This window comes from Luteolibacter sp. (genome assembly GCF_039920825.1).
In the GTDB taxonomy this organism is placed as follows: domain Bacteria; phylum Verrucomicrobiota; class Verrucomicrobiia; order Verrucomicrobiales; family Akkermansiaceae; genus Luteolibacter.
The window spans coordinates 70,786-89,226 of sequence record NZ_JBDSCX010000085.1 but is presented as its reverse complement, the minus strand read 5'-3'; the positions used below and the strand labels follow the sequence as shown (position 1 = coordinate 89,226).

At 61.4% G+C, this 18,441-nt stretch carries 7 protein-coding genes; 3 read left to right on the top strand and 4 right to left on the bottom strand.

Annotation, left to right across the window (positions count from 1 at the left end; translation table 11 throughout):
* Positions 1-6 precede the first annotated feature (6 nt).
* From ABIQ96_RS25005 to ABIQ96_RS24995, 3 genes are all read left to right on the top strand, one after another.
* Entirely contained in the window at positions 7-672 is a 666-nt protein-coding gene (locus ABIQ96_RS25005; RefSeq protein ID WP_348217390.1) for a GntR family transcriptional regulator, read from the top strand.
* A gap of 313 nt (positions 673-985) precedes the next feature.
* Positions 986-4,828, top strand: a complete 3,843-nt coding sequence (locus ABIQ96_RS25000) for an autotransporter-associated beta strand repeat-containing protein (protein ID WP_348217389.1) — start codon at positions 986-988, stop codon at positions 4,826-4,828.
* 55 nt (positions 4,829-4,883) lie between these two features.
* The gene (locus tag ABIQ96_RS24995) at positions 4,884-9,566 is read left to right on the top strand and encodes an Ig-like domain-containing protein (RefSeq protein WP_348217388.1); all 4,683 of its coding nucleotides are present in this window, start codon (positions 4,884-4,886) and stop codon (positions 9,564-9,566) included.
* A gap of 166 nt (positions 9,567-9,732) precedes the next feature.
* On the opposite strand, the gene ABIQ96_RS24990 is transcribed toward ABIQ96_RS24995, so the two are convergent.
* The 4 genes from ABIQ96_RS24990 to ABIQ96_RS24975 all read right to left on the bottom strand — a co-directional run bounded on the left by ABIQ96_RS24990 (position 9,733) and on the right by ABIQ96_RS24975 (position 18,375).
* The gene (locus ABIQ96_RS24990) at positions 9,733-11,913 is read right to left on the bottom strand and encodes a glycoside hydrolase N-terminal domain-containing protein (RefSeq protein WP_348217387.1); all 2,181 of its coding nucleotides are present in this window, start codon (positions 11,911-11,913) and stop codon (positions 9,733-9,735) included.
* 43 nt (positions 11,914-11,956) lie between these two features.
* Positions 11,957-13,216, bottom strand: coding sequence for a DUF1593 domain-containing protein (locus ABIQ96_RS24985; protein WP_348217386.1), 1,260 nt, complete (start codon positions 13,214-13,216; stop codon positions 11,957-11,959).
* A gap of 18 nt (positions 13,217-13,234) precedes the next feature.
* Positions 13,235-16,399 (bottom strand): hypothetical protein, encoded by a 3,165-nt coding sequence (locus ABIQ96_RS24980; RefSeq protein WP_348217385.1) that lies wholly within the window; start codon positions 16,397-16,399, stop codon positions 13,235-13,237.
* Between the two features lie 77 nt (positions 16,400-16,476).
* Positions 16,477-18,375 carry an autotransporter-associated beta strand repeat-containing protein gene (locus ABIQ96_RS24975; protein WP_348217384.1) on the bottom strand — a complete coding sequence of 633 codons (1,899 nt, stop codon included), beginning with the start codon at positions 18,373-18,375 and terminating at the stop codon, positions 16,477-16,479.
* Between the last annotated feature and the right edge of the window lie 66 nt (positions 18,376-18,441).

Genomic DNA, 18,441 nt, shown 5'->3' with positions numbered 1-18,441 from the left:
CGCCACATGCATAGCCGCACGGCCGATAAAATCCGCGAAAGCCTCGAACAAAGTATCATCGAAGGAAAATTCGAAGACGGCGAACGGCTCGACGAGGTCCGCCTCGCCACGACCTTCGGCGTTTCACGGACACCGTTCCGCGAGGCGCTGCAAATGCTCGCCGGCTCGGGCCTGGTCCAACTTATTCCCCGCCGCGGCGCCTACGTCCGCTATCCCGGAGTCGTCGAGTTGATCGAAATGTTCGAGGTCATGACGGAGCTGGAAGTCCTCTGTGGACGCCTTGCCGCACGCCGGGTTTCCGCCGGAGAACTGGTCGGACTCACTCGGGCGGTGCAGGCTTGCCAAGCGGCGTTCGAGAAACAGGACCCGGATGCCTATTACTACGAGAACGAGGAATTCCACCTCCTGATCTACAAGGCCAGTGGCAACAGCTTCCTCGCCTCCGAGGCGGAGAAACTTCAAAAGCGCCTCCGCCCGTTCCGCCGGATCCAATTGCGCGCCGATGGTCGAATGGGCCAGTCGATGAAGGAACACATCATCATTCTGGATGCGCTGAAAAAACGCGAGGAGCTGGCGACCGCCGAGGCCCTCCGCAGCCACGTGAGCGTTCAGGGAGAAAGATTCAACGACCTGCTCGCCTCCTACGAAAAGAAATCCGCAGGCAAAATCTGAGATCGATGCTTGGGGCGTGATCCCCCTGAATTTAGGCATTAGAATTCCGATCACCTTCGGAAAACCATCAAGGCAGCGCCCCATCTCCGCGCCTTTTGTATCGGTCAGATGGTCCGCCCCGATCAATCTGTTAGTCCAAGCGCTCCATGAGTTCATGACTGAACCGTGTGCAGTTTTTTGCATATCGTTTGCAGGAATCGATATATCCGGCGCTCAGGGGAATCGATACGGTTAAGTGTATTTCTGCGAAAATCGCAAAACCCTGTGGGTGGCACGTTGCCACTTTCACTCAAACCCTAAAAACCCGAAATCCGTGAATCTATCGATCTCTTCCCGTCCGGTGTCCCTTCGTCACGCCCTTTGCGCCCTCGCTTTCACGCTGGCTTGTTCCCCCGCCCACGCGACGGACTACATCAAGGCGAACAACGAAAACAATCTCAACACCAACGCGTCTTGGCTGGACAGCTTGGGCAACCCGGCCACCTCCTTCTCCCCCAACGGCACAGGTTCCACCGACCTCTGGACCTGGGATAGCCGGGTCACGAACGCCAACAGCGGTGGCGACGGCGTGAACGATGTGCACGCCTCCGACCAAGGCGTGAAGACCCTGAAAATTCTCAACCCCGAAGTAGCCGTCGCGATGTCCCTGGATGCCGGCTCTGCCGGGAGGACGATGACCTATACCGCGGGAGGCGGCATCGACATGGCAAACGCGACGCAGGATCTGACCATCGTGAACGGGTTCTACCGGGCAACCGGCGGCGTCGCCGCAGCGTTCAACGTGAAGACCGGACGCAAACTCGAGTTCCTGAACGCCACGACGCTCAATGTCAGGAACAATACCAGCGGTGGGACCGTCAGCATGAATACCGATGGAGTCAGCACCGGCCGCATCGTGATCGGCGGCCCGTTCAATCCCAGCAATGTCGTGGTCGGCGCGGGGCTGGTCGAATTCAACAATCCTTCAGGTAACGACCGGAAAGGCACCAACGCCACCACCATCAACGGCGGCCGTCTGATGGTGAACAACACCAGCGGCTCCGCCACCGGTACTGGCTCAGTGGCGCTTAACAGCACCGGCACCCTCGGCGGACAAGGCATCATCTCGGGTGCGGTCACCGCTGCCAGCGGTTCCACCATCGCCCCCGGCAACAATGCCATCGGCAGCCTAACAGTCGGATCCCTGTCGCTGGCCGCAGGTTCCACGCTGAACTGGGAAATCACCGATATCGCCACTGCCGACGCGATGACCGTCACCACTTCGAACGGCCTGACCATCAACGGCGGCACCTTCAATCTCTACAATCCCGGAACCGCCACTCCGTTCGAGGGCACCGGAGAATTCACGGTGTTCACCTACACCGGAGCCATTTCCGGCACGGGGATCTCCGCCCTCGCGGTTTCGGAAGCCACCAAAGTCAGCGGCCACAATTACGTGTTCGCCATCAGTTCGGGCACCGTAAAACTGCTCATCACCTCGGGCACGATCGCCCAGACGTTCTGGAATGTGGACAGCAACGGCACCTGGTCCACAGGCAGCAATTGGACCGGCGGCGTCGCGCCCGATGCGATCGGAGCCCGCGCCGCTTTCGGCGCCACAGGAGGAGCAACGATTACCGCGCCACGCACGGTCACCGTCAACGGCCCGCGCACGGTTGGAGGTCTCGCATTCGACAGCGCCCAGCCTTTCACCCTCGCCGGAGCCGGACCGCTCACTCTCAATGACAGCGGTTTTGCCGCGACCGTGACGGTGAAATCGGGCAATCACACCATCTCTTCACCGGTCTCCCTAACCGATGGCGGTGCCCTCGCCAGCATCGACGCCTCCGCGAGCCTCACCATGGCCGGGGAAATTACCGGAGACTCCGATCTATCCAAATCCGGCCCTGGAACTCTCGTTCTCACCGGGGAAAACTTCTATTTCGGCGGGACCTCCGTGGGAGCCGGCGTCCTCGAGATCGGCGCCAATGGAGCTACCGGCTCGGTCTCCAGCCCGATCATCAACGGCGGAACACTTCGTTTCAAGCGCACCGATGCCATCGATTTCGGCTACCTGATCAGCGGCACGGGAAATCTGGAACAGGCCGGCAGCGGAACACTCAGCCTCACCGGAGACAACACCTTCAGCGGAACCACCAATATCATCAGCGGCAATCTCGTCCTCGGGTCCGGCTCGGCCCTGCAAAACAGCACCTTGAACTACACCTCCGCCGGAGGGCCGCTGACAATTGTCGAGGGAGTCTCGCTGCTCACTCTCGGCGGCTTGTCGGGTGACCGCAATCTACCCCTAACAGATATCGCAAGCAACCCGCTATCCCTTTCGGTCGGGCGGAATAACAGTTCGACAAGCTATTCCGGCTCACCCGTCGGGACCGGAATCACCTTCGCCAAAAGCGGAACGGGAACGTTCACTCTATCAGGCACCCATACTTACACGGGCAACGCCACCATTTCCGCGGGTACCCTGGCAATCGCCACCGGCGGCAGCTTCAGTTCCGCCGCCGTCAACCTGGCAGCTGTGGCTAATACCAAACTTCTTGTTAGCGGCGGCACGCTTGTTTCCTCGGCGTCCTCGCTGGTCACAAACGCCTCGGGTGGTTTCGAGGTAACGGGTGGCAGCGCCAGTTTCAACGGGGGAATCACCACAGAAATCAATGTCGGCTCGGGCACGAACCGCATCGTGGCGACCGGCGGCAATCTGAATGCCGCCAGCATCAGGCTCGGCCGCAGCGGCCTCAACCTCGGCACCACGGAGCCCACCGCCGGCCAGATCAACAACGGACTCTACGTCAACGGCGGCGCTGTCGCCATCACGGGAACTCTCAATATCGGAAATGGCGAAAACTCCTCGGTCTGCACCCGCATCGATACCGGATCCCTGAGTGTCGATGGCGCGATCACGCTCGGCATCAACAGTCCTGACCGTTGGTCGGTTCTCGACATCAATGGCGGCACATTCACCTCCACGAATACAGCCTCGGGCCTCCTCTTGGGCGGCACTTCCGCGGGTCAGGTAACCATGATCATCCACAATGCCGCGGCCGTCGCCAAGGCATCGCGCATCCAGTTCGGCCAGGCCGCACTTGGCGGAAGTTCCTATCTGAATCTATCAGCCGGATCGCTCTACGTCGGAGCCGGCGGCCTCGTGCTGGGTTCGACCAACCCCGCATTGCTTTGCGGCGTCCGCCTTTCCGGCGGCACCCTCGGTGCAAGCGCGGACTCGAGTTCGAACGTCCCGGTTTCCCTCACCGGAACCGCGACCGTCACGGCGGCTGATGAAGTCAATACTCCCCACACCGTGACCTTCAGCGGTGCGACCACCGGCAGCGGCAGTCTCACCAAGAGCGGCGCGGGAACGGCGCTTTTCACCTCGCCTTCCAACAATTTCAGCGGCTCCACCACCGTCTCGGCCGGCCTTCTCGGCCTGCGCGGCCAAGCCGGAGCGATCAGCGTGGCCGCCCCGGCGACCCTCGCCCCTCAGGTCCTGCTCAAATCCTCGACCGGCGCAACCATCGATGGAACCCTGTCTATCAGCTACGACGGCTCACTGGACCAGGTTTCCGGCATCCAGACACCGGCCGGCATCGCGCTCGGTGCGGCCTCGGTTCTCTCGATCAACGGGACCGGCGCTCTCACCCAGGGCTATTATATCCTCGTCCGCGCCACGGGCGGCATCACCGGCAGCTTCGCCTCCGTCACCGGCACCCTGCCCTCCGGATACACCATCAACTCCGCGTTCAATTTCGGTGGCGTCCCCGCTATCGCCCTCGTGAGCAGCACCTTCTCCGCATACGACACCTGGACGGCATCCTTCGGCCTAGCAGGATCCGATGCCGCACCGTCATTTGACTATGACAAGGACAGCATGAGCAATCTGTTGGAATACGCGCTTCAGGGAAATCCCACCACGACCGATCTTGCGAAACTCCCCACTGTTGGAAATTCGGGAGGCTTTCTCACGCTCACCTTCACTCACATTGCGGATCCTTCACTCAGTTACGTCATCCTGGCCAGCGCAACCCTCGACGCCCCCTGGTCCGTGGCGCACACTTATCCTGCGTTCGGATCCGTGGGCAGCACCACCTACACCGACAACGTCACGATCAGCAGCCAACCCGCTCGTTTCCTCCGTCTGGAAGTGATCAAGACTCCCTGAATCGTCCACTTGAGGAAACCTCCGGAAAACCAGGTGGCTCTCTAGCAAAATCGCGATGAGGATCCATCCTCGGCACCTTGTCCCGCTGGCCTGTCTGATGGCGGCTGCGGGTGCTTCCGCCGTGCCGGCCTTTCCCGGCGCGGAAGGCTTCGGCGCGGGCGCGAAGGGTGCCCGCGCTTCCGCCAGCCCGACGGTCTATCATGTCACCAACCTGGACGACTCCGGCACCGGCTCGCTGCGCGATGCGGTGAGCGCGTCTAACCGCATCGTCGTCTTCGACATCGGCGGCATCATCAGGATCAAGACGCCCGTCGTGTTTTCCTCCGGCCTGACCATCGCCGGCCAAACCGCGCCCGGCGGAGGGATCACCGTCTATGGCAACCGCGTTTCCTTCTCGGGTGCTAACAACACCATCTGCCGCTACATGCGCTTCCGCATGGGCATCGATGGCGACGACGGCGCGGATGCCGTCGGCCTGGCCAACGGCACCGATCTGATCTTCGACCACGTCTCCGCCTCATGGGGCCGCGACGAAACGTTTTCGATCAGCGGTGACGCCGCCATCCGCATCACGCTTCAGGACTGCCTCATCGCCCAAGGCCTCCGCATCCACTCCGCCGGCGGCCTCATGCAGACCAGCGGCGGTGTCAGTATTTTCCGCAGCCTCTACGCCGACAACTGGATGCGGAATCCGAAGATCAAGGGCGTGAACGACTACATCAACAACGTCGTTTACAACTGGGGCGGCGGTGGCGGTTACATCCCGGCCGGTGACTCCGCAGGTGACTCCTACTGCAACATGGTTGGTTGCTACTTCATCGGCGGTCCTGAGAGCGGTGTCGGCACCTCGCCGTTTAAAAGTGGAAACTCCAACTACCGGCTCTATCACTCCGGAAACCTCCAGGACCTTGATCTTGATGGCGTGCTCGACGGCACCGCGGTGACCAATTCCAGCTTTCCCACCCTTCAGCTCACAGGCACCCGTTTCAACTACCCGGCACCCACCACCGAACTCACCGCGCCCGCCGCGCTGGAGTGGGTGTTGACCAAAGCCGGAGCCTCGCTCAAACGCGACCGCACCGACGATTATGTCGTCGCCGAGGCCCGCACCTACGGCACCGGCGGCGTTTTCATTTATAACGAGGCGGAAATGGGCGGCATCGGCACCGTGACCTCCGGACTGAAAATTCCCGACGCCGACAATGACGGCATGCCCGACTGGTGGGAACAGGCCGCCGGCACCAACCCTGCCGTCGCCGACGCCACCACTCTCGGTGCCGACGGCTATCTGAACATCGAGCGCTACCTCAACGCCATTGTGTTAGGCGGTGTTCCCGGAGCAGCCGTCACCGGAATCAGCACCGATACCGGCGCGTTTGCCAACGACGGCATCACCTCGGACGCCAATCTGGCTCTCAACGGCACCGCTCCTGCCGGGGCCTCCGTTTCTATCAGCCGCGCCGACACCGGCAGCCTCGGCAGCGTGGCGGCGAATGCCTCCGGCCAGTGGACTTACAACTACACCGCCACTCCGCTTGCGGATCGGACCTACGCGTTTACCGCCATCGCGACAGTCGGTGGCATGCTCACTCCGCCATCGCCATCTTTGGTGGTGCGGGTGGATACCGTCGCAGCCCAGGCACCAGCCATCACCGCTATTTCGTTAGCTCCGAGCCTCAGCATCCAGGGCACCGCCACACCGGGGGATACCTTGGCCGTCAAACTATCAGGAAACTCCGTTGGTACCGCCGTCGCCGACGACTTGGGAAACTGGAGCGCCATCTACACCGGCTCCGCTCTCGTGGCGGGAACGTATTCATTCACCGCCATCGCCACCGATCTCGCGGGAAATACCGGCGTGGCCTCGACCGCCTATCTGGTGAACACCGCGATCACCCCGCCTGCCTTCACCACCATTTCGACCGACTCCGGCGTCTCCACTTCCGATCGTCTGACCAGCGACACCACGCTTTCTCTATCAGGCACCGCGCCCGCCGGTTCCACCGTCTCCGTCACCCGCGCCGGGGTCGGCGTGGTCGGCACCGCCACCGCGACTTCCGGCGGCGCGTTTTCATTCAGCTACACCGGCACCACCCTGCCCGCCGGCGATCACCTGTTCACCGCCACCGCATCGACCGGCGGAACCGCCAGTCCGGCGTCGGCGGCGTTTGCAGTCACGGTCGATACCACAGCGCCCACCGTCGCATCGATCAAGCGCCTCAATCCCGCGACCTACTCCACCAATGGCGGCACCGTCGTTTACCGCGTCACCTTCGCCGAGCCGGTCGTCGGCGTGGACCTCGCCGATTTGGCACTGACGAAACCCGGCACCGCCGGCACCCTCTCCTCGCTGGCCGCGGTGAGCACGACCGTTTACGAGGTCACCGCCACCGGCACCTCGGGTGATGGCACGCTGCGGTTAGACCTCGACGCCAGCGGCACGGGCATCACCGATCTGGCGGGAAACGCCATTTCCGGGGGCTACACCTCCGGCCAATCCTACACCATCCGTCTCGCAGGAAGCGGCGTCTGGGGATCGACCGACACTGGCGGCCTCTGGAGCGATTCCGGAAATTGGAATGCCGCCGTGATCGCCGGCGGCACGGGCACCACGGCGGATTTCAGCCTCTGCGATCCGGTGGAAGACACCTCGCTCATCATCGACTCGCCGCGCACCGTCGGGCGGCTTGTTTTCGGCGATACCGACTATGACTCTCCCGCAAGCTGGACCGTTTCCGATGGCGGAGTGCCTGCTAGATCCATCACCTTGGACAGTTCGTCCACCCCCGTCATCGAGGTGGACGCCCTCACCACCGCGGCAGGCGACACCACCGACGTCCCGGCCGACGCCGATTACCCGCAACACCTGGCTGTTGCCCTGACAGGAACCAAAGGCTTCACCAAAACCGGGGTCGGCAATCTCGAACTCAACCGGCCGAACCCCGCTCTAACCGGACCGCTCGTCATTTCCAAAGGCATCGTCCAGATCGGCACCGGCGGCACACTCGCTCCGTCATCCGTTACCATCTCCACCTCGCAACAACTCCGCGTTGCCGGCGGCGGGTTCACGACCGGAGGCAATGTTTCGTGGACCTCGGGCACCGGCACCGGAGTGATCGTCAGCGGCGGCACCGCCGGTTTTCAAAACATCCTTCCGTCCAATACCCGTAACAGCTTCTTCAAAGTGACCGGCGGCACCGTCACCGGGGCGGACATGAATTTCCCACGCAGCGGAGACTCCGAAGCACAGACCACCGGCACCGGTGTCCTCATCAGCGGTGGCGACACCACCTTTGCCAACATCGGCCTCGGCACCAGCGATTCCTGGGGTGGCATGACGATTTCCGGCGGCAAGCTCACCGTCACCGGCACGCTGCACAACGGCTATCAGAAAACCGCCGGCCGCGGCGGCGTGATCTACCTATCAGCAGGAGAGCTCGCCGTCAACGGAGCGGCAAACGGCCTGGTCATGTCCCGCAACAACGCCAACACCAACAACGTCTCGAAGCTACTCATCACCGGCGGCACGGCCAATCTCGCCAAGCTCACCCTCGGCTACGACGCCACCGTCACCGCCGGCTCCGCCACCGTCACCGTCACGAACGGTTCCCTCAATCTCGGCGCGGGAGGTATCGTGAAAAACGGAACCAGCGGCCTTGCTTCCTCCATCACGCTCAACAGCGGCGCGCTCGGCGCGCTCGCCAATTGGAGCACCACCCATCCCCTCGCACTCACCGGAACAACCGGCAATCTGGCAATCCGTGCCAGTGATCTATCAGGCACCACCCGCGACATCAGCCTTGCCGGCGTGCTCTCGGGCTCAGGCGGATTTTCCAAGACCGGCGGTGGAACGCTGTTCCTCTCAGACGACAACACCTTCACCGGCAATCTCGCGATCAATGCAGGCACCATCGATCTTTCCGGCACGCTCGCCACCGGCGGGACCGTGACCGTGAATTCCGGTGGCACGCTTGCCGGGAATGGCGGAAGCCAGAAACCGGTAAGCCTTGCTTCCGGTGGCGTCATTTCTCCCAACGGCACTCTAACCTTCGCTTCCCTGACTTGGAATGCCGGTGGCCGGTTGAGCTTCGATCTCGGCGCGGCAAACGAACTCCTGGCAATTGGGGGAGCCCTCACGAAAAGCGGCACCGGCACGTTCGCCATCGATTTCAGTCCCGTTGGCGCGCTCGCCGTTGGCACGCCCCAAACGCTGGCAACCTTCGCCTCCGTCAGCAACTTCACCGCTGGAAACTTCACCTTCACCGGCCTCGGCTATGCCACGGGCCATTTCACCCTAACCGCCACCAGCCTCCAATTCACCGTCGATGACGACGGCGTCGCCAAAGCCCCGTTCTTCGACTGGCTGGTCGCCAACAACATCGCTCCATCCACCAGCGAAGCCACCACCGACCCGGACCGCGATGGCATCGGAAATCTAATGGAATTCATCCTCGGCACCGAACCCGACGCCGCGGGATCAAGCGGCGTCATCGCGACGACCGTGGCCTCGGGCGGCCAGATCTATCCGGCCATCCGCTACCCCCGCCGCCAGGCGCGGGGCGGAGTCGTGGTCTCGGTGCAGGTTTCCGAGACACCTGCCTTTTCCCCTTCCTCATCCGCCGTTGAAGTCTCCGCCGTGGCCCAAGGGAATGGCATCGAGCAAGTGGTCGCCCGCTCGACTGTTTCTATCAGTCAAGTGCCCCGTCAATTCCTGCGTGTCCGGGGCGTTTTACCATAGCCAGCCGCTCACACCAAGGAAGGGAGATCTCCGAATCGCCCCAGCCCATGAGGGGACAATGACAAGCGCCTCGCCTCAGCTCATTGGCTTTCCATGGACTCCGGCGATTCGGAGATCGCCGCACCTTGATAGGGTTTCCCCGGGGATCTCCCCTTCCAGAAAATCTTCAAGGCAGAGGCTTCAATCCTTCCGCCCGTATCTTCCATTTCCCATCCTTGGGAAACCCCGGCGCATCACCGGTCCGGCCATCCCAACCCGCCACCATCATCGCCACGGCGGAAAGAAACGCGCCATTCGCAGGTAGATAAACGGCGATCTCCCGCTTGCGCGCTCCGGGCTGGGCGGTAGCCGTCAGCGCTTCGTCACTCCGCTGCGGACAATGGCCGCTCGGCAAATATCGATTGTTAGGACCTTCGCGCAAAAGGATTTCAACGGCGGTCTCGGGGCGGTCCAGACGCGCCGCCGTCATCGCGATCATTGGATAGTCCCAACCCCAGATTTTGGTTTCCCAATCCCAATTCGCCAGCACGGCATCCAGCGTGCGCTCCATCGTGGCACGCTCGACACCGGTGCCGGGCAACATTCCCATCGGTGCGAGCATCGTCGGATGATCATGGCGGCTGTCGATGTTGTCCCACGTGTCGGGATAAGATCCGAGCGCGACATACTTGCCGTCCTTCTGCGGCACCGGCGCGAGATGGCCGATGATGTGATCCCATTTTTCGTCACGCGGCATGCCCAGACGTTCACGCCATTTCTGCGCCGTCTCCAGCGCCCATTGCCAATAGGCCAGCTCGAAAGACGGATTCCGACTCGTGGCCTGATCATAAATCTCCTGCGCGATCCACAACGGAGGCCCCAGATCGTAAACTCCCTTCGCCTCGTCGAAATGAACCATCGAAGCGAGACACTCCGCCGTCTCCAACACCAGATCGCGGTAGCGGTCCAGCGTCTCCCGGTTCGGGTGGTTGCGATATAACAGTTCCGCCAGATGGACCATATGCGGTTGGTTCCACATGATGAGCGGATTACCTCCGGGGCTTTCACGCATGTCCGGTCCGGTCATCTTCGCCCATCGCGCTCCACGCCATCCGCGCTCCTTCGCCAGCTCCCGCGCTGCCGGGAGTTGCTTCTGGAACCATGATAGATTTTTCGCCAACAGCTCGTCATTGCCCCACAACGCGAAGTGCGCGGTGTGCCACCAGATCATTTCCGAGTGATGCTTGCCATACCAGGTGTTGCACGTGAGTCCGGATTCCTGCGGCGGCGTGTCGCCTGCCATTTGCACCGCCATGAGATAGCGCGAGAGAATGACGCGGTTTTCGATCCGGTCGGCGCGCGGGTCTGTGCTGCCGGAGAAATCCACCGCCGCGCCCTCACGCCAGAATTTCTCCCAATGCTTCGTGCTGGCATCGACGACGGATTGAAAACCGGGGAGATCCGTTGATCCTGCCTTTTCCTGATAGAATCCAACAGTGAATTCCAGCGTGTTGCCGGATGCGCCCGTCAATTCAAACTGATGCAGCCCGGCCTGCCGGAATCCGGCTTCATGCGACCACGCCACGCCAACGCCATAGCGGGTTCCCGAGACATTTCGCTCCAGCCTGGCAGCTCTCCCGCTCTGCCCGGCGATGCGGGTCTCGTGAGTCTCCGGTTGTGACCAATCCAACGCCGGAGTGTTCTTCGTCGCCGGATCATGGCCGCGCGGAAACGCCAGTTTCACCTTCAATTTCCCGGTGCCAACCGCTTCCGATTCGATTCGCACGGCCACCACATCCGCATTCGGGTCGCAGACAGTAGTCACCTTCACGGACTTGCCTTCGATCTCGTATTGGCTCGTAAGAATGCCGCGCCACAAATCCAATTTTTGTTCCGGCTTTTGGATATCTTCCGGCATCAATGCCGAACCATCGGCCTTGGTGTAGTCCAACAGAATCTGCCCGAGCGGATGGCTGCGCGGATTCCTGCGCAGCCAATCGCCGGCTGGAGAAGATTGATTCGTCGGATAAGCAATCACCCGCCCTTCGGCGTTGGTAAAATCGCGGCTCGCATCGGCCAGCGTGAATTTTTGAGGATTCGGATCGGTCACCCAACACCAGCGCGATTGCGTCTCCACCGGCACCCCCAGGCGATGATATTGCTCCGCGAAGGTTTGCAGGCCGGTGATGTCGGCACCAAAGGCAAAACCGCCATTTCCGACCGTTAGAGTTCCATCCACATCGGCTTTGCGGTTGCCCGGATTGTGCCGGGTGACGAGCGCCTGGCGGTCGATGGGAGCGGATGTCTCCGCTCCGGTGGCGAACGACGCGAACGCCAGCACCAAAGTGGCGACCCGGAAGCCACTCAAAAGGCTCCGCGGAAATGATGGGGTTCTCAATTTCATAAAAGGTCTATCGAATTCCGCGCATTCGCATGGCGAAGTCACCGAGGAAATCCTCACGCCACCGGCTCACCGTCTTCGCGCCCTGATGGACGCCTTCGGCAAATTGCGGATCAGGATCGTCGGTCCACCAGTTTGGAAACTTCGCCGAAGGCGGCCTCACAGACGGAGCAGCCGCGGTGATCGCGCCGGTCTTGCCATCCAGTGAGGGCACGTTGCCATGGATCGTGAAATGATAGATCTTCGCATCCTTCGGACAAAACCGGAAGCGGATCGTACCGTCTCCGGGCACGTGGCCGACGAGCGATTGGTTTTCGACTTCCAGTTGCACCTCGCATTTTTCCGGCGCACCGGCACCAAGCGGCAGCACCAGTTCGAGGATGCCGAACTGCTCCATCGAATCCCCTTCGGTGGTTAGACGGTCGAATTGAATCGAAGAGCGATCCCATGCCTTCACGAATCGCCCGCCCCAGCCGGGTTGGGATGGATCAGTCGGATCGCCTTTGAGTAGCCAGGCCACCGATGGAGAATCCCCCATCTTGATGGTGCCACCGAGTTTGGTGGCGAAGAATTCCCCAAGCGCACCGTTTCCCGTCACATGGGCGGTGACGAAGCCGCCGTTGCTCCACTCACCCGTCTGGTTGCCGCCGACAAACCAGCCGCGATAGGTTGAGTTCGCCTCGATGATCCACAACTCCGGGTGATGTTCCGCGATGTAAAGATACGCATCGGGACACCATTTTTTGTTAGGACCGCCGATGTAATAGACCCGGAGTTTCGGCAGAATGTCCGGCGCGTCGTGCAAGGCCTGCGCCAGATCCTCGATACCGCCCCAGACCAACACATGCAGCGGGCGGGGATCCTTCTTTCTGGCGCACGCAACAATCCACTCCGAGCCTTCCGTCGGCTTCCGCACACCGGCGTACGGAGCTGTTTCGGTTTCGCCCTGTTTCGTGATCGACCGCAGATGGTCGGGCGTCGGGTAATGATCGGAACGGATCTTCAGTTTTCCATCATCGCGCTCATAACAGCTGATCACCTGCAAAATGTCCTCCTTCCGGCCCGGACCAAATGGCGACGAGATGATCCCTTCAAGATCGAGGCTGTCGGCGCATAGAAGCAAATGCACCATCGACTGGAAATCGTCCGGATCCGTGCCGCCGATGTCGCTGGAAACGATCACACGTGGTTTGACAGGCTCGGCAGCGTTCACAGAAAAAACCGTGATCACGGCGCACAGGACGGAGATCCATTTCCGATGAAATTTCATGGGGCGCGATGAACCGCCTCACGGAGTTGGCTTCGGTTTTGCCGAGAGGCGCAGGAACCGATGGGATTCGGGCGCATCCGGCAAATGAACGTCGATCTGTTCATGAGTGGCGTCAAAAGGAGTTGCGATGACCATAACTCCATCAACTCCATCCACCAGCGAATTCCAAGTGACGAGATCGGTCGAGCTCTCGACGGCTGGAATGAAAGTTGAAGTGGTATCGTCATGCCGCAGGAAACGGAAATGCCATCCCGCTGCGAAGGAGAGAGTCGGCAGGATGGAGGTGTTAGGAATATTGGGATTTCCACCGAGGATGAATTCCAACGCATTCGCCACGCCATCGCGATCCGGGTCGGCGGTCGGAAAGCCGGTCGTGGCGGGATCGAGTCCGTGCGTGAGAAGAAAGGCTTCGTAGGAATTCGACACGGTGGTGACATTCTCTATCCGTTCGACGGTCACCTGCGAGACACGGACATGGGAAACCGAGCTGGAATCGCGGTTGCGATAGCCGATGGCCATTGCATCGAGGCCACCCGCCACCGCCGCACCGGTCGTGGTCGCGGTGGCGGTGCCGATCGCGGGGGCCGAAGGGTCACTGCCGGCATGAAGTGTGGCGGTGATTTCAAAAGCATCGGATACGCCGCGTTTCAATGTGAATACCAAGGCGTAGGTGGCATTGTCCGCCCACGAAAAACCCGGGACAGCACCGCTGCCGACGGACTGAACCGTAGGCGCGGACGAGCTGGTGCCGGGGGCGATGACGGATTGTGATGCGTTGGTGGTACCGGGTTGGGTCGAACGCCTTTCGAGAGCGATGGCCGGACCCGCGGCCCCAGCATCGAGGTGGAAACGGTAGCCGCTCCAGCCCTGGGTTCCGCCAGTCGCGAGGGCGCTGGAACCACCGATGAGCTGGCTGTTGATCAGCCCGGTGTAGGGCGGCGAACCGCCCGAATGATAGAGTCCGAGGCCGAGCGTGCGGACATTGGTGGTGGAAAGCAAGACACGCAGGCGCAGCATTTCGCCAACATCTGCTAGAATGAGCGGAGCCGCGGAAAAGAGCGCGGCGGTATCGACGATGCCGGAGGTGGTGGTGGGCATGGTGAGGTCGAGACGCGAACCGGCGATGTTCGAAGTCCTGGCATCTTTGGACGACATGACATACCAGTTCGTCGAAGTGGGACTCACGATCGGAGAAGCCGCATGGATCGTGTCGGTGCCGAAGGTGGAGGAAAACACATCCGTTTTCCCGACCGAGGTCACGGTGAGCGTGCCGGTGGCCGATGTCGCGGACCCGTGGGGACTGCTCACCACGACGTGATAGGGACCGGCGGCGGCTGGCGTGGCGGCACCGAGAGCGAGAATGGGATCGGTCGCACCCGCGACCGGCCTTTCACCACGATACCACTGATAGAAAATCGGCAGCGTGCCGGAAGCGGTAACGGAGAACGCAACCGCCTGCCCGGTTTCTACTGCCAGAGAAACGGGCCCGCTGGTGATGACCGGCGGTTGCGAATCGATCACGATGCTGGCCACTGCGGAACGTACCGAACCATAGCCATTGGTCACGACCACCGTGTATTCGCCGGTATGAGCTGCAGTCGATGCACCCACCGAGTAATTGGCGGCTGTAGCACCCGCGATGGCGCTGTTTCCGAGATACCACTGATAGGCAAGCGGTGCCGTCCCGCTGGCAACCACCGTCAGTCCGAATCCCGCACCCGCGGTCACCGTCTGCGATTGGGGCTGGGTGCCGATCTGCGGAATGGGAAAGGCCGATGCGGCCAGTTCGTTGAGGTAAAGTTCCAGATTCGTGTAGCCTGCGGCATCCACGGTATTTCTATCAGCCGCAGCGGCGGGATTCAGGCTGTGGGCGGTTTCCCATGAATCCGGCATACCGTCGGAGTCGCCGTCGGCAGGTGCAGGTGTGGAAGCGAGTGTCGGCCATCCACCGACGTCGGCCTGGGAATCGATGATGCCGGGATAGTTTCCCTTGCTGCCACGGTAGGTGAAATTTCCGCCCTGCACCTCGGAAATGACGCGTGTGTCCACGCTGTCACGCACAGGCAGGCGGCAACCGCCATGCGCGAGCACGAGTGGATAGGCATCGAGCGCGGTCTGGGTGACAGGGATTGATGTTAGAACCGGAGCGGCCGCCCTGATCGTGGGATAGAGCGACGCGCTGATGACCTGCACGCCACCGTTCCAGTTGTCGGAGCTGACGGTGGCGCTGGCGCTGGTGAGGTTTCCCGAGATATGGAAAAGGCTGTATTGTCCTCCGGTCGAAAGCGGGTTCGCGGTCGGCTCCAGGATGCGGTAGCGGACAGCATTGGTACTGGGCGTGGCGGGGCCGCTCTTGTAATAGTTGTTGATCATGTTCTGGTGCGCCGGAGTGCCGTCGTCCGCGGGCTGGCCGCCGTAGGTCGAATTGCTGCGCCAGTTATAGATCACGTTGTTCCGCATATCGACGATTTCGCCGTCGGTGCCGTGGGTCTGGGAGCCGTTGAATCGAGGATTCCGGCTGTCGTGGTGGGCGATGAGATTGTGATGAAACGTCGCGCCAAGCCCGCCCCAGATCGCGCCGTAGCCGTGTGGTCCCTTGCTGTGCACGGAGTCGCGCAGGCTTTCCGTCACCATGCACCATTGCATGGTGAAGTTGGTGTTGTCGTAGGAGCTGGCGGTTTCATCGACCGACCAGGAGAAACTGCAATGGTCCACGATCACGTTGCTGGCATAGCGGCATGAGAAGGCATCGTTTTCATTGCCCGAAGTATCACCGAGCCGCGAGCGGATGAAGCGGATGATGACGTTGGACGAATTGCTGGGATCGATCGGATACCAGGCAAGGCAGATGCCGTCGCCCGGCGCCGACTGACCGGCGATGGTTAGATTTCCCTGGGTAATGCGCAGGGTGGAGTTCAGATAGATCGTGCCCGAAACAGCGAAGACGATCGTGCGCGGCACACCGGCAGCGCGGTTGGTTACCCCTTCCCGCAGCGAACCGGCGCCCGAATTGTTGAGATTGGTGACCACATACACTTCGCCGCCCCGCCCGCCGCTGGCGAAACGGCCGAAGCCCTCCGCATTCGGGAAAGCAAGCGTTTGAGCATGGACAGCCGATGCCGCAAGGCAAACGAACGCGACGCCGGTCCGCCGGATGGCTGTTTGAATGGAAAAGCAACTCATGTCCCGAAAGGCGGTTTGGAAAGAAAGGACATGACTCTTTGATCGCGATGCGTGGATCGATCCAATCGGGATTTTACTCAATCGCGACGCCGGCGTACGAGCGCGAGCCCGCCCAAGACAGCCAGTGCCGCAGCGGAGGGTTCGGGTACGGCGGCCGGAATCCAATTGAGCGTGACATCACTTCCGGAGCCGGAACCGTAGCCCAGCGAGAACGCGCCGTAGCTGTTCGATGTGATGCCCGACAGCGCGGCAAAGGTTCCGGTGACCGCCCCGCTGCCGTTGTTGTCGATCACCTTCCAGCTCTGGGACGCAGTCCAGAATGAATCAAGAAAATCGACCCCTGCCAGAGTGGCGATGCTCAGGGTGGATGAACCGCCGAGAGTTACGTTCCCCGCCCCCGCAATCGCAAGCTTGTCGAAGCCGGACACAGTGCTGTTAGCTCCGATTTCCCAGGCATAGTTGCCATTGAGCGCCAGGTCGTTGGCAAAATTAAGCGTACCGGCCACGTTGTTGCCGGGAGCTGCGGTCCCATCCACCGTAACGACTCCGTTGAAGGTTCCAGTGCCGGCTACCGTCGCCGTGCCACCCACCGAGGTGGCAGTCCCCGCCGCGAGGCTGCCATTGAGGAATAAAGTGCCGGCCGAGACCGTGGTGGCTCCGGTGTAGGAGTTGGTATTGGTGAGGGTCTGGCTACCTGATCCGGTTAGATTGACGGTGAGCCCCACCTTGGCAGTCGCTCCGTCCGCGATGACACCACCGTAGGAGTAGGTCCCGCTCCCGGCGACCGAGAGAACGGCGGTCGTGGTGCCGCTTGATAGATTGGTCACGGTGCCGCCGGTCGTGGAGCCGTTGTTCAAGCCTGCGACGGAGATGGAGAAACTGTTCGCTCCATTGCTCAAATCAAGCGCCGATCCCGCCGCGGTGCTGACAACCGCGGTGCCGGTGCCGATCGCGCCGGTGCTGCCGATTTTCACGATGCCGCGATTTACCGTCACGTTTCCGGTGAACGAGGAGTCGCTCGCCCCCCGCAGGATGGCGATGGTTCCGATGGTGGCGGCGTCGGTGTAGGCCGTCGCTCCATCGATGGTGATCGTCTTGCTGCCGGTGATGGCCCCGCTGAGATTCACGCCCCCGACACTGCCGCCGCTACCGTTACCGATCGTTAGATGGTCGTTCAGCGTGATGGCTCCGGTAATGGTCGGTGTTTGAACGACCGACAGGCCCGAACCACCGGAGAGGCGCTTCACTCCCGAGGAGCCTGAGTTGACGGTGATCGCGCTGTTATAGTTTTGGTTGCGGTTGATCGAGAAAGTGGCGGCAGCCGAAGCGCCGATGTCGGTGTCTCCCAAAGAGATGAGCTGGCCATTGGTCGCGTTTTGGTTGGTGGCGAATGACCCTGCCACCAGAGTTCCCGCTTTGATGACGATGTCTCCTGTCAGACCCGAATTATAGATTCCTCCGGAAGTACCGTCATTCAAGGTCGTGCCGAGAAACAACACTCCCGCGCCTGTCTTGATCAGACCGTTGGATCCCGAGACGAGCGAGTTGATGTTGGCGGTGCGGCTCGAAGCGACGTTGATCTCGCTGGTTCCCGTGCCGAATGCGATGGTGCCGGTGCTCCGCATCGTGATCGTGCCTTCTTCGAAGGTGAGCGAGTTGGCGCTCCGGGTTCCCGAAACTGAAATAACGGAGCTGGTGCTGGTATATCCGGTTCCTGATGAAAAAAACAAATTGTCCGCAGCCGCCGTCGTGGCTGTGGTGGACCCGCCCGCTCCGCCGGTGTTGTCCGCATTCCAGAACACATTGGACGTGTTCCAGGTTCCGGTGGCTGATGTTCCGCTATTGGACGCCGCCGCATTGAGGTCCCAGTAAAGGTCGGACGCACCGGCTTTTTGCAAGCCGAGAAACAGGCAGGAGGAAAGTGAAACCAAGGCGAAACGACCGCACACGGAAAGGATAAGACGACGGGTTTTCATTCGGGTTTTGTGGGGTTTGGGAATCCGGATGTCATAATTACATCCTGACCGACCTTCCACGAGTCT

What these genes read in the sequence shown, in the direction of transcription:
- ABIQ96_RS24985 (WP_348217386.1), bottom strand. Translation starts at nt 13,216, where the DNA reads ATGAAATTTCATCGGAAATGGATCTCCGTCCTGTGCGCCGTGATCACG.
- ABIQ96_RS24975 (WP_348217384.1), bottom strand. Translation starts at nt 18,375, where the DNA reads ATGAAAACCCGTCGTCTTATCCTTTCCGTGTGCGGTCGTTTCGCCTTG.
- ABIQ96_RS25005 (WP_348217390.1), top strand. Translation starts at nt 7, where the DNA reads ATGCATAGCCGCACGGCCGATAAAATCCGCGAAAGCCTCGAACAAAGT.
- ABIQ96_RS24980 (WP_348217385.1), bottom strand. Translation starts at nt 16,399, where the DNA reads ATGAGTTGCTTTTCCATTCAAACAGCCATCCGGCGGACCGGCGTCGCG.
- ABIQ96_RS24995 (WP_348217388.1), top strand. Translation starts at nt 4,884, where the DNA reads ATGAGGATCCATCCTCGGCACCTTGTCCCGCTGGCCTGTCTGATGGCG.